This is a genomic window from Paraburkholderia strydomiana, assembly GCF_046030495.1.
Classification (GTDB): Bacteria; Pseudomonadota; Gammaproteobacteria; order Burkholderiales; family Burkholderiaceae; genus Paraburkholderia; species Paraburkholderia strydomiana_A.
This window is the reverse complement of the sequence record NZ_JAQQCJ010000030.1, coordinates 64,381-76,894: the sequence shown is the minus strand read 5'-3', so window position 1 is coordinate 76,894 and position 12,514 is coordinate 64,381. Positions and strand designations below refer to the sequence as shown.

Here is a 12,514-nt window from a genome sequence, read left to right as displayed (position 1 = left end):
CGCCTCCCTCGTGCGCTCTGCGCTGTGAAGCCGGTCTCGGGCGGCACGGCAGGGCAAGGCAAGGCAAGGGCAAAAAAAGCCGCTCCTCGGAGCGGCTTTTTTACATCTGCGGCGTGGGGAAATGAACGCCGGCGCGTTGCGCCGCGTTCGAGATGTGGGTTTCGATCGCCTTGCCCGCCGCCGCGGAGTCGCGGGCGCTGAGCGCGTCCAGAATCGCGCGATGCTCGGTGTACGTGGATAGCACCAGCTCCCGCCGGTAAAACGGCATCCGCTGGCTTTCCTTCATGATTTCCGCGCTGCTTTGCAGGATCGATTCGATTGCCGCATTGCCGGCAATGCTCACGATCCGCATGTGGAACGCGTAGTCGAGGCGCGCGGCTTCGTCGAGTTCGTCGCAGGCGAGCGCGGTTTGCATCTCCGTGATGTTGTTCTCGAACCAGGCGAGGTCGGCGTCGCTCACGGCGAGCGCCGCCATGCGCGCGACGAAGCCTTCCAGCGCGAAGCGCATCTGATAAGTGTCCGGCAGCGACGACTGCTCGGCGAAACGCCACGATTGCGCAGCCGCGGCCTGCGCGCTTTCCACATACACGCCCTTGCCGGGCCGGATCACCAGCAGACCGAGCGCCTCGAGCGTGGAGAGCGCCTCGCGCAGCGACGCGCGGCTGATCGACAGTTCTTCGGAAAGTTGACGTTGGGCCGGCAGCAGACTGCCCACCGGATAGTCGCCCGCTTCGATCCGTTCGCGGATGGTCGCGATGGCGGCATCGGTGACGGTATGCGGAACGTTTTTCATCGTGGCTCACAGGGTGGCGCGGTCTGACCAGCATTGTAATACGCTGTCTGAACACGTGCGCCGTCACGCGGACGAGAATGGTGACCCGACCCGAAACGGCTGGAAAAACAACGGGTAAACACTGTTCTATGAATCCTTGACGCCAGTATATCGGCTTCCTACTATTGGCCATAACAGAACTGGTCGGACCAGTCTGAACAGGTAAGATCGAAACCAGGAGGAAGCCGTGTTGAAATTTTTCAATTCGCTGTTTGGCCGGGTCGTCATAGCGCTAGTGGCGGGCATTGTGATCGGCGCGGTTTATCCGCATTTCGCGCAATCGCTGCGTCCGCTCGGCGACGGCTTTCTCAAGCTGATCAAGATGGTGATCGGTCCGATCGTGTTCTGCGTGGTGGTGAGCGGCATGGCGCATGCCGGCGATCTGCGCAAGGTCGGGCGCGTGGGGCTGAAGGCGGTGGTCTACTTCGAAATCATGACGACGATCGCGCTCGTGATCGGCGCGGTGCTCGCCTACGTCACGCGACCCGGCGTCGGCATGAACATCGATCTGCGTTCACTCGATCCGGCCTCGCTCGCCACCTACACCGAGCACGCGAAGAGCCTGAAAGACACGGCCGGCTTCCTGCTGAAAATCATTCCCGACACGGCGATCAACGCATTCGCGACCGGCGACATTCTGCAGATTCTGGTGTTTTCGGTGCTGTTCGGCTCGGCGCTGTCGCTGCTCGGCAAGAAGGCGCAGCGCGTGAGCAGCCTGATCGACGAACTGTCGCAGGTGTTTTTCCGCGTAATGGGCTTCATCATCAAACTTGCGCCGCTCGGCGTGCTCGGTGCGATTGCATTCACGACCGGCACCTACGGCGTCGAGTCGCTCAAGCAGCTCGGCATGCTGGTGCTCGTGTTCTACGCGAGCTGTTTCGTGTTCGTCGCGGTGGTGCTGGGTGTCGTGATGCGGCTCGCCGGCTTCAGCCTCTTCAAGCTGATTCGCTATCTGCGCGAGGAACTGTCGATCGTGCTCGGTACGGCATCGTCGGACGCCGTGCTGCCGCAGATCATGCGCAAGCTCGAATGGATGGGCGTGAAGGATTCGACCGTCGGCCTCGTGATTCCGACCGGCTATTCATTCAATCTCGACGGTTTTTCGATCTATCTGACCCTGGCGGTGATCTTCATCGCACAGGCCACCAACACGCCGTTGTCGATGCACGACCTGATCGTGGTGGTGCTGGTGTCGCTCGTGACGTCGAAGGGCGCGCACGGTATTCCCGGCTCGGCCATCGTGATTCTGGCGGCGACCTTGTCCGCGATTCCGGCGATTCCCGTGCTCGGGCTTGTGCTGATCCTGCCGGTGGACTGGTTCGTCGGCATTGCCCGCGCATTGACCAACCTGATCGGCAACTGCGTCGCGACGGTGGTGGTGGCCGTTTGGGAAAACGACATCGACCGGGCGCGCGCTCATCGCGTGCTGAACCGCGACGCGGCCTTGCGTTACGTGCCGGCGGGGGGTGACGTGGGCGCCGAGCCGGTCGGCGGCGAACACGCCCAGGCGATCTGACGCGAGCTGCACGACACACGCGACAGATTCGCTATCTGAACCGAGATTTCGCGCGCCGACGCGCGCGCTTTCCACAGCGGCGGATACCGTGACTCCGCCGCTTGTCCTTCATCTTTCCGCAGCCTGACCGAGACTATGGCCAATCCGATCCTCGACCCCAACGCTCCTGCCTTCACGCGCCGCTACATGAACCTCGCCGACCCGCGTCTGGGCGCGAAGGCGCTCTTCGCCAGCGACGAATTCTTCGCGCCGAAGGAACGCATGCTCGAACCGCAGCCGGCGGTCTTCATCCCCGGCAAATACGACGACCATGGCAAGTGGATGGACGGCTGGGAAACCCGCCGCAAACGCACCACCGGTCACGACCATTGCGTGATCCGGCTCGCGCGGCCGGGCGTCGTGTACGGCGTCGACATGGATACGAGCCACTTCACCGGCAATTTCCCGCCCGCCGCGTCGATCGACGCCTGTTATGCGGACGGCGACGTGCCGCCCGACAATGCCGACTGGCAAACGCTCGTGCCGGCCACCACGCTGCAGGGCAACCAGCACCACTACGTCGAAGTGAACGACGCGCGTGCGTTTACTCATCTGCGTGTGAATCTGTATCCGGACGGCGGCCTCGCGCGGCTACGCGTGTACGGCCAACCGAAGCGCGACTGGGAGCGAGTCGAGCGCGGCACGCTGCTGGATCTCGCCGCGATCGAAAACGGCGCGTACCTCGTCGCCGCGAATAACCAGCACTTTGGACCGGCTTCGCAGATGCTGATGCCAGGCCGCGGCGTCAACATGGGCGACGGCTGGGAAACGCGACGCCGCCGCGAACCGGGCAACGATTGGGCGATCGTTGCGCTGGCGCGACCGGGCGTGATCCGCAAGGTCGAAGTGGACACCGCGCATTTCAAGGGGAATTTCCCCGACCGCTGTTCGCTGCAGGCGGCGTCGGTCACGGGCGGCACGGACGACTCGCTCGTCACGCAGGCGATGTTCTGGCCGGTGCTGCTCGGCGAACAGAAGCTGCAAATGGACCACGTCCACACCTTCGCGGACGGCCTTGCGTCGCTGGGGCCGGTCACGCACGTGCGTTTCAATATCTTTCCGGACGGCGGCGTGTCGCGCCTGCGTCTGTGGGGCGAGATCGCTTAACGGAGCCGCGTGATGAAGACATTGCAGATGGAACGTTTGACGCGGGCGGCCTTCGCACCGTTCGGCGAAGTCATCGAGCTGGACGGCGCGCGCCATTTCGCGATCAATGGCGGCACGACCGAGCGCTATCACGATCTCGCTGCCGTCGACGTGACGGCGCAGGGCGGCCGCCCGCTGATCAACCTGTTTCGCGCGCAGCCGCGCACGCTGCCGGTCGACATCACGATGATGGAGCGGCATCCGCTCGGCAGCCAGGCTTTCATTCCCTTACGACAGGGCCGCTACCTGGTGGTGGTCGCGCCGCCGGGCGAGTTCGATCCGGCGCGTATGCGGGCCTTCTGGACCGACGCCTGGCAGGGCGTGAACTACGCAAAAGGAGTCTGGCATCACCCGCTGCTGGCGCTCGATCAGGTGAGCGACTTCGTGGTGGTCGATCGTGGCGGCGAAGGCAACAATTGCGATGAACTGCCATTAGCCGAGCCGTGGCGGCTGGCGTTTGAAATAAGCGCCGAACTTATCGCATAGCAGCACATAGACCGCCGCCGTGAACGTAAAAAGACCCGGCCGATTCACATCGGCCGGGTCTTTTTCATTGCCGCCTCGCGCACCCCGGCGCGAGCGGCGCAACGGCGTCAATGCTTGCGATGCGGGCAATTCTCCTTCGTACAGGCGCCATACAGCGCCAACGCGTGTTCCTGCAGCTTGAAGCCGCGTTCCTTCGCAATAGATTGTTGACGGCTCTCGATTTCGGCATCGAAAAACTCTTCCACAAGCCCGCAGTCGAGACACACGAGATGGTCGTGATGCGACCCTTCGTTGAGTTCGAACACCGCCTTGCCCGATTCGAAATTGCTGCGCGAGAGCAGACCCGCCTGCTCGAATTGCGTCAGCACGCGATACACGGTTGCGAGGCCGATATCGAGTTCCTCGTGCAGGAGGTTGCGGTACACGTCTTCGGCCGTCAGATGACGTACCGGGCTGTGCTGAAAAATCTCAAGAATTTTGAGGCGCGGAAGGGTCGCCTTGAGCCCGATATTCTTGAGATCGGTTGGATTGGTCATGACAAGGGATCCCTAGAGTACAATGCTGGGCTCTCATAGTAATGTGTTTTTGCCGTTCTGGTCATCTTCGATGGAATGAAACTCGCGCGGCCCGCCAGCGGGCCCGCACGGTGAGTGAAATGATTTCAAAATCTCAATTGATCTACCGGGGGAGCCGCATGCGGGGTACCTTGATCGCTGTTGCGACTGTCGCGGTTCTTGCCGGATGTTCCACGTACGACAGTCTCACGCAGCGAGTCGCGCAAAGCATCACGCCGTACCGGATCACGGTGGTGCAAGGCAATTTCGTTTCGAGTGAAATGGCGTCGCAAATGAAGGTCGGCATGACGCGCGCGCAGGTGCGCCAACTGCTCGGCACGCCGCTTTTGACCGACATGTTCCACGCGGACCGCTGGGACTACGTGTTCTATTTCAAGCGCGGCTCGACCGCTATCGTGCAGCAGCGCGACTTCGTCGTGTTCTTCTCGGGTGACATCGTCGCGAGCTGGACGGGTGGCGACGACTTGCCGTCCAACCTCGAATTGCTGGCCGAGATCGACGGCGACCGCCGTGGCAACCGAAGGGCGGTGGCGAACGCGCCGAGCGCGGCCAGCGCCGCCGAGGCGAATGCCGCAAGCGCGCCGACGGCCACGGCGCAAGCCCCGGCCACGCCGGACACCGCGCGTTCGCCGTCGGTCGAGGGCGCCGCCGCAGCCGGCGCGCCGTCCATGGACGCCAACGCGGAGGCCGCGCAAGCCGCCAATCGTGCGACCAATGCGGTGCAGTCGCCGTCGAACGGGCCGTCGTCGGTGCGTTCCACGGCGCCGACCGCGAACGGGGGGGGCGTGCCGTCGCAAGGGCCGACCTCCGGCGGACAGCCGCAGTTCCAGTTCCACCGTCCGCCGCCGCCGGGCCCGACCACGCAGAGCAATCCGGTCGGACCGACGGGCCCGCAAAGCAGCAACAGCGGCTCGACGTCCAACGCGCCAGTGACGTCGTCGCCGTCGACATCGGGAACGGGCGACTAATCTCGCTGTCCTTGCTTTAAGGCGGGCACGGCGCCATGCGCGCGGCGCCCGCCGGATTCTCCGCTTGTCCAATGAGTGCGGCGCCCGGGCGTGCTGCCCGCCGCCGCCGCGTTTGCCCGCATTTGCCGGGTTTTGTCTTTTCGAACCCTCGTAGCCATGAAAATTGCCATTGCTGGCGCATCGGGCCGTATGGGCCGCATGCTCATCGAAACCGTCCTCAATGATCCCGCCGCCACGTTGTCCGGCGCGCTCGTGCGCGCGGGCTCCGCGCAACTCGGGCAGGACGCCGGTGCGTTTCTCGGCAAGCAGACGGGCGTGCTGATGACCGACGACATCGAGCGCGTGTTCGCCGAATCCGATTACCTGATCGACTTCACGCGCCCGGCCGGCACACTGGAGCATCTTGCAGCGGCGCAGCGCCACAACGTGAAGATGGTGATCGGCACGACCGGCTTCGACAACGAGCAGAAAGCGCAACTGCGCGCTGCGGCGGACAAGGTCGCCATCGTGTTCGCGTCGAATATGAGCGTGGGTGTGAACGTCACGCTCAAGCTGTTGGAATACGCGGCGAAGCATTTCGCGACGGGCTACGACATCGAGATCATCGAGGCGCATCATCGTCACAAGGTCGACGCGCCGTCCGGCACCGCGCTGACCATGGGCGAAGTGATCGCCAACGCGCTCGGCCGCAATCTCGACGACTGCGCGGTCTACGGCCGCGAAGGCGTGACCGGCGAGCGCGATCCGTCCACGATCGGCTTCTCGGCGATTCGCGGCGGCGATATCGTCGGCGATCATACGGTATTGTTCGCGGGCACCGGCGAGCGCATCGAAATCACGCACAAATCGTCGAGCCGGCTGTCGTATGCACAAGGCTCGCTTCGTGCAGTGCATTTCCTCGAAGGCCATAAGGCCGGCTTTTTCGACATGCAGGACGTGCTCGGCCTGCGTTGAGCGGGCCTTGCGCGGTTTATGCACGTAGGCCCGGCGGCATCGCGGCCCCGGCGCACGCCCTGAATTCACTTTTCCCCTGCGAGGTCAGATGGCAGGCAGCAGCGGCATCATCCATTACCTGCAAACCAGCGACGCGATCACGCACGGGGTCGCGTATGTGCTGCTGGCCATGTCGATTGCGAGCTGGTGCTTTCTGATCGTCAAGAGCTGGATCCTGACTCGCGCCAAACGTCAGGCCACGCGGGCGATTGCGCAGTTCTGGCAGGCGCCGACGCTGTCCGAGGGCGTCGCGGTGTTGCGGCGCGCGGACCGGGAGCGCGTCTTCCTGCCGCTCGCCGAAGCGGCGCTGCATGCGGCCGAGGTGGATATTCCGGGCGCGCTGCTCGCGCGTGTCGAGCGCGGCGAGCGGGTGTTGCGCGCGTTGCGCCTGGCGCTCAACGCGTCGCAGCGGCGGCTCGAATTCGGCCAGGTGCTGCTGGCGTCGGTGGGCGCCACGGCACCGTTCGTCGGCTTGCTCGGGACCGTGTGGGGCATCTATCACGCGCTCGGCAGCATCGCCGCGGCGGGTCAGGCGCAGATCGAGAACGTCGCGGGCCCGGTCGGCGAAGCGCTGATCATGACCGCGTTCGGTCTGGTGGTCGCGATTCCGGCGGTGCTGGCGTACAACGTGCTCGGGCGTCTCGTGCGGCAGTTGTCCGAAGAACTCGACGGCTTCGCGCACGATCTGCACGCGTACGTGTGCGCGCCCGCCGAGCAGGCTCACGCGCCGGTGCGGGCGGAGCAGGCTTCGACCCACTAGGCGCGCGGTTCACAGAAGCCGAGGCATCACGCCCAGGCCAGCAGGCCCGGCATCAGACTTCAAGCGGAAAGCGCGCACGGAAAGCTCAGACGGAAGGAGGCGATCATGGCATTCGGCGGACTCGAGAAAAAGCAGACGGCTGCGCCGATGGCCGAGATCAACATGACCCCGTTGATCGACGTGATGCTGGTGCTGCTGGTGATTTTCATCATTACCGCGCCGTTGTTCACGCACGCGATCCGGCTCGATCTGCCGAAAGTCGCGGCCACGCCCGCGCGCGAGACGCCGCAAACCATTTCCCTGTCGATCGACGCCGCCGGCAAGCTGTACTGGAACGGTAACCTCATCACGCTCGCGCAGATGCGCACGCAGTTCGCGCAGGCGGCGAGCCAGGCGAAGCAGCAGTCGGAGCAGCCGGAGATTCATCTGCGCGCGGAGCGCTCGACGCGCTACGAGGTCATTGCCCAGGTGATGGGCGCGGCGCAGCAGGCCGGGCTCGAGCGGATCGGTTTCGTGACGGACCCGCCGCCGACGGACGCGGCGCATTAAACCCCGCGCCGCGCTGCACACGCACAGCTCTGCGCCCGCGCACCATCCCGCGCGGCGTAGCCGTCCGCGAACGGTATAATCAGCCCTTTCCCCGCTGACGGGGAAACGACGTCATTTCATTCAGCAGAGCACCAAAGCGGCCGGTGCGAAAGCACCGAACCCAGCGATCCCATCACACCATGCACGAAAAATACGTTCCCTCCGACGTCGAATCCGCCGCGCAAGGGCAATGGCGCGCCATCGACGCGTACAAGACGACGGAAACCACCGACAAGCCCAAGTTCTATTGCGTCTCGATGCTGCCGTACCCGTCGGGCAAGCTGCACATGGGGCACGTGCGCAACTACACGATCAATGACGTGATGTACCGCTATCTGCGGATGAACGGCTACAACGTGCTGATGCCGATGGGCTGGGACGCGTTCGGTATGCCGGCGGAAAACGCCGCGATGGCCAACAACGTGCCGCCCGCGAAGTGGACCTACGACAACATCGCTTACATGAAGAAGCAGATGCAGTCGATGGGCCTCGCGATCGACTGGACCCGCGAAATCGCGACCTGCAGTCCCGACTACTACAAGTGGAACCAGTGGCTGTTCCTGAAGATGCTCGAAAAGGGCATCGCGTACAAGAAGACCGGCACCGTCAACTGGGACCCGGTCGATCAGACCGTGCTCGCCAACGAGCAGGTGATCGACGGCCGCGGCTGGCGCTCGGGCGCGCTCGTCGAGAAGCGCGAAATCCCGATGTACTACATGCGCATCACGCAGTACGCGGACGAATTGCTGAACGACCTCGACGGCCTCGGCTGGCCCGAGCGCGTCAAGATCATGCAGCAGAACTGGATCGGCAAGAGCTTCGGGGTGAACTTCGGCTTCCCGTATGAAATCGACGGCGAACAGAAGCTGCTGCGCGTGTTCACCACGCGCGCCGACACGATCATGGGCGTGACCTTCTGCGCGATCGCCGCCGAGCATCCGCTCGCCTCGCGCCTCGCGCAAGGCAAGCCGGAGCTGCAGGCGTTCATCGAAGAGTGCAAGCGCGGCGGCGTGGCCGAAGCCGACGTCGCGACGATGGAAAAGAAGGGCATGGGCACCGGCTTCTACGTCACGCATCCGCTGACGCAGGAACAGGTCGAAGTGTGGATCGGCAACTACGTGCTGATGAGCTACGGCGAAGGCGCGGTGATGGGCGTGCCCGCGCACGACGAGCGCGACTTCGCGTTCGTGAAGAAATACGATCTGCCGATCAAACAGGTAGTGGCAGTCGAAGGCAAGGAATTCTCGACTGACGCCTGGCAGGAATGGTACGGCGAGAAGACCGGCACGCTGGTCAACAGCGGCAAGTACGACGGCCTCGCATACGAAGCAGCAGTCGACCAGATCGCGGCAGACCTGAAGGAACTCGGCCTCGGCGACAAACAGATCACGTGGCGTCTGCGTGACTGGGGCGTGTCGCGTCAGCGCTACTGGGGCACGCCGATTCCGATCATCCACTGCCCGGCGTGCGGCGACGTGCCGGTGCCGGAAAAAGATCTGCCGGTGGTGCTGCCTGAGGACCTCGTGCCGGACGGCACGGGCAATCCGCTCGCGAAGTCCGAAGCGTTCGTGAACTGCGCCTGCCCGAGCTGCGGCGGCGCGGCCAAACGCGAAACCGACACGATGGACACCTTCGTCGATTCGTCCTGGTACTTCTACCGTTACGCGTCGCCGGATGCGAAGACCATGGTCGATGAGCGCACCGACTACTGGGCGCCGATGGACCAGTACATCGGCGGTATCGAGCACGCGATCCTGCACCTGCTGTACTCGCGCTTCTGGGCGAAGGTGATGCGCGACCTCGGCCTCGTCAAATTCGGCGAGCCGGCCAAGAACCTGCTCACGCAGGGCATGGTGCTCAACGAAACGTATTACCGCGAAAACGAAGCGGGCAAGAAGACCTGGTACAACCCGGCCGACGTCACCGTGTCGTTCGACGACAAGGGCCGCCCGGTCGGCGCGATCCTGAACGCGGACGGCCAGCCGGTGGTACTCGGCGGCGTCGAGAAGATGTCGAAGTCGAAGAACAATGGCGTCGATCCGCAATTGCTGATCGATCAGCACGGCGCGGACACCGCGCGTCTGTTCGTGATGTTCGCGGCTCCCCCCGAGCAACAGCTCGAGTGGTCCGGTTCGGGCGTGGAAGGCGCGAGCCGCTTCCTGCGCCGCGTGTGGAATTTCGGTCACACGAACGAAGCCGCGTTGCGTGCGGGCGGTCAACTCGACGCCGCGCAATTCGGCGAGGCCGACAAGCTGCTGCGCCGCGAGATCTACAGCGTGCTGAAGCAGGCCGACTTCGACTATCAGCGTCTGCAGTACAACACGGTGGTGTCGGCCGCGATGAAGATGCTCAACGCGCTCGACAGCGCGAAGAGCGCCCAGCCGGCCGTGCTGCGCGAAACCTACAGCGTGATGCTGCGCGTGCTGTACCCGGTGGTGCCGCACCTGACGTTCCAGCTGTGGCAGGAACTCGGTTACGCCGACGAATTCGGCTCGCTGCTCGACGCGGCATGGCCGAAGGTCGACGAGAAGGCGCTGGAGCAGGCCGAGATCGAACTCGTGCTGCAGGTGAACGGCAAGGTGCGCGGCGCGCTCACCGTGGCGAAAGACGCGACTCGTGAAGCGATCGAGCAGCTCGCGGCCGCGCATGAGATGGTCGCGAAGTTCAGCGAAGGCAAGGCCCCGAAGAAGATCGTCGTGGTGCCGGGCCGTCTCGTGAACGTGGTCGTTTGACGGTCCACGAAAACATGTCGGCAGACAGGGACGCCGCCGCGCGCGGCGGCGTTTGTCTGCGCTGCGGAATCTACTGCGAACCGGGAGCCAATGTGACTCGCAGATCGTTTTTGACGCTGGCTTGCAGCGTGATGATGTTGTCGGCCTGCGGCTTCCAGCTGCGCGGCCAGCAGGACTACGCATTCAAGCGCCTCTATGTTTCGGGCGGTTCCCCGGCCGCCGTCGCGCGGCTCACGCGCATGGTGCAGGGTGGCAGCGACACGGTCGTGGTCAACTCGCCGGCCAATGCCGACGCGCTGCTGCGGATCACGCAAGGCCGTAGTACCAGCACGCTGACGCTGAACTCGCTGGGCGTGGTCGCGGAATATCAACTGAATCTGTCGATGACCTACACGCTGACCGGCAAAGACGGCACCATCCTGATTCCGTCGAGCGTGATCGCGCTGAACCGCGCGATGACCTATAGCGACCAGTTCTCGCAAGCGAAGGCCGCCGAGTCCGACATCCTCTTCGCCGATATGGAAAACGACGCGATCGACCAACTGATTCGCCGGTTGGGGGTCGTGCGCTCGCTGAATCCGGCGCCGGGCGAAGGTGTGCCGGCCGTCGCGCCGCGTGCGCCGTTGCCGCCGCCGCCGCTGTGAGCGTGATGGCGTATCCGCTGCCGTGTGTGATTCACCACACCTGTTCAACCTCGCCGACCAGTAGCCATGCAACTGCGACTTGACGCGCTCGAAGCGCATCTCGCGAAGGGACTCGCCGGACTGTACGTCGTGTACGGCGACGAGCATCTGCTCGCGCAGGAAGCGTGCGACCGGATTCGCGCGACGGCACGCGCGGCGGGGTTCACCGACCGCTCGGTGTTCACGGTCGAGCGCGGTTTCGACTGGAGTTCGCTGCTCGGCGCGAGCCAGTCGATGTCGCTGTTCGGCGACCGCCAGCTGGTCGAGCTGCGCATTCCGTCGGGCAAGCCCGGCAAGGAAGGCGCGGATGCGCTGAAGGCGCTCGCCGCCGCCGTCAACGACGACGTGCTGACGATGGTCACGCTGCCGCGGCTCGACGCGGCCACGCAAAAGTCCGCGTGGTTCACGGCGCTCGCCGATGCGGGCGTTGCGTTGAAGATCGATCCGGTGGAGCGCGCACAGTTGCCGAACTGGGTCGGGCAGCGGCTCGCAGCCCAAGGCCAGCGCGTCGCGGCCGGCGAAGAAGGGCGGCGCGCTTTGGCGTTCATCGCCGAGCGGGTGGAAGGCAATCTGCTCGCCGCGCATCAGGAAATCCAGAAGCTCGGGCTGTTGTATCCGGCCGGCACGCTCGGCTTCGAACAGATTCATGACGCCGTGCTCAACGTCGCGCGCTACGACGTCTTCAAGCTAAACGAAGCGATGCTGGCAGGCGACGTCGGCCGCCTCGCGCGCATGCTCGACGGGCTGCGCGGCGAGGGCGAGGCGTCGGTGCTGGTGTTGTGGGCGGTCGTCGAAGAAGTGCGCACGTTGCTGCGGATCAAGCGTGGCGTCGCTGCCGGCAAGCCGCTCGCGATGCTGGTGCGCGAGAACCGCGTGTGGGGTCCGCGCGAGAGGCTGATCGGGCCGGCGCTGTCGCGCGTCACCGAAGGGGCGCTGGAGAAGGCGCTCGCTTTGGCGGCGCGGCTGGATCGGCAGGTGAAGGGTTTGTCCGGCAGCACGCCGGGCAATCATCGCAACGATCCGCCGCCCGATCCGTGGGACGGTCTCTTCGAACTCGCCATGACGGTGGCCGCGCCGAAAGCCGCGCCGGTTCCGCCGCCGCGACCTCGGGCTGGCACCATGACGCCGGCGCGAAGGCCAGCGTGAACCGGGGCGTGAAGGGCGCGTAGCGGCGCTGGATCGCTTCGCGCAAAGGT

Annotated in this window: 12 protein-coding genes; 10 read left to right on the top strand and 2 right to left on the bottom strand. The window is 64.7% G+C overall.

What is annotated here, in order from left to right; translation table 11 throughout:
- Positions 1–100 precede the first annotated feature (100 nt).
- Entirely contained in the window at positions 101–793 is a 693-nt protein-coding gene (locus tag PQQ53_RS29885; protein WP_408147769.1) for a FadR/GntR family transcriptional regulator, read from the bottom strand.
- 226 nt (positions 794–1,019) lie between these two features.
- On the opposite strand from PQQ53_RS29885, the gene PQQ53_RS29880 reads away from it, so the two are divergent.
- From PQQ53_RS29880 to PQQ53_RS29870, 3 genes are all read left to right on the top strand, one after another.
- A complete protein-coding gene (locus PQQ53_RS29880; RefSeq protein ID WP_408147771.1) occupies positions 1,020–2,348 on the top strand; it encodes a C4-dicarboxylate transporter DctA in 1,329 nt (442 codons plus the stop codon).
- Between the two features lie 135 nt (positions 2,349–2,483).
- Entirely contained in the window at positions 2,484–3,494 is a 1,011-nt protein-coding gene (gene alc / locus PQQ53_RS29875; protein WP_408328198.1) for an allantoicase, read from the top strand.
- Positions 3,495–3,506: 12 nt separating this feature from the next.
- Positions 3,507–4,019 (top strand): ureidoglycolate lyase, encoded by a 513-nt coding sequence (locus PQQ53_RS29870; protein ID WP_408328196.1) that lies wholly within the window; start codon positions 3,507–3,509, stop codon positions 4,017–4,019.
- A gap of 107 nt (positions 4,020–4,126) precedes the next feature.
- On the opposite strand, the gene fur is transcribed toward PQQ53_RS29870, so the two are convergent.
- A complete protein-coding gene (gene fur, locus PQQ53_RS29865; protein ID WP_035548620.1) occupies positions 4,127–4,555 on the bottom strand; it encodes a ferric iron uptake transcriptional regulator in 429 nt (142 codons plus the stop codon).
- Between the two features lie 158 nt (positions 4,556–4,713).
- On the opposite strand from fur, the gene PQQ53_RS29860 reads away from it, so the two are divergent.
- The 7 genes from PQQ53_RS29860 (at position 4,714) to holA (ending at position 12,464) form a co-directional block, all read left to right on the top strand.
- Complete coding sequence (locus PQQ53_RS29860) at positions 4,714–5,562, top strand: outer membrane protein assembly factor BamE (RefSeq protein WP_408328192.1); 849 nt, start codon at positions 4,714–4,716, stop codon at positions 5,560–5,562.
- A gap of 156 nt (positions 5,563–5,718) precedes the next feature.
- A complete protein-coding gene (gene dapB / locus PQQ53_RS29855) occupies positions 5,719–6,516 on the top strand; it encodes a 4-hydroxy-tetrahydrodipicolinate reductase (protein ID WP_408147779.1) in 798 nt (265 codons plus the stop codon).
- A gap of 88 nt (positions 6,517–6,604) precedes the next feature.
- Entirely contained in the window at positions 6,605–7,315 is a 711-nt protein-coding gene (locus PQQ53_RS29850; RefSeq protein ID WP_408147781.1) for a MotA/TolQ/ExbB proton channel family protein, read from the top strand.
- Between the two features lie 105 nt (positions 7,316–7,420).
- A complete protein-coding gene (locus tag PQQ53_RS29845) occupies positions 7,421–7,864 on the top strand; it encodes an ExbD/TolR family protein (RefSeq protein WP_408147783.1) in 444 nt (147 codons plus the stop codon).
- A 179-nt stretch (positions 7,865–8,043) separates the two neighbouring features.
- Positions 8,044–10,635 carry a leucine--tRNA ligase gene (gene leuS, locus PQQ53_RS29840; RefSeq protein WP_408328190.1) on the top strand — a complete coding sequence of 864 codons (2,592 nt, stop codon included), beginning with the start codon at positions 8,044–8,046 and terminating at the stop codon, positions 10,633–10,635.
- Positions 10,636–10,727: 92 nt separating this feature from the next.
- Positions 10,728–11,279, top strand: a complete 552-nt coding sequence (locus PQQ53_RS29835; RefSeq protein ID WP_408147786.1) for an LPS-assembly lipoprotein LptE — start codon at positions 10,728–10,730, stop codon at positions 11,277–11,279.
- A gap of 66 nt (positions 11,280–11,345) precedes the next feature.
- The gene (holA, locus tag PQQ53_RS29830) at positions 11,346–12,464 is read left to right on the top strand and encodes a DNA polymerase III subunit delta (protein WP_408328187.1); all 1,119 of its coding nucleotides are present in this window, start codon (positions 11,346–11,348) and stop codon (positions 12,462–12,464) included.
- Positions 12,465–12,514 lie beyond the last annotated feature (50 nt).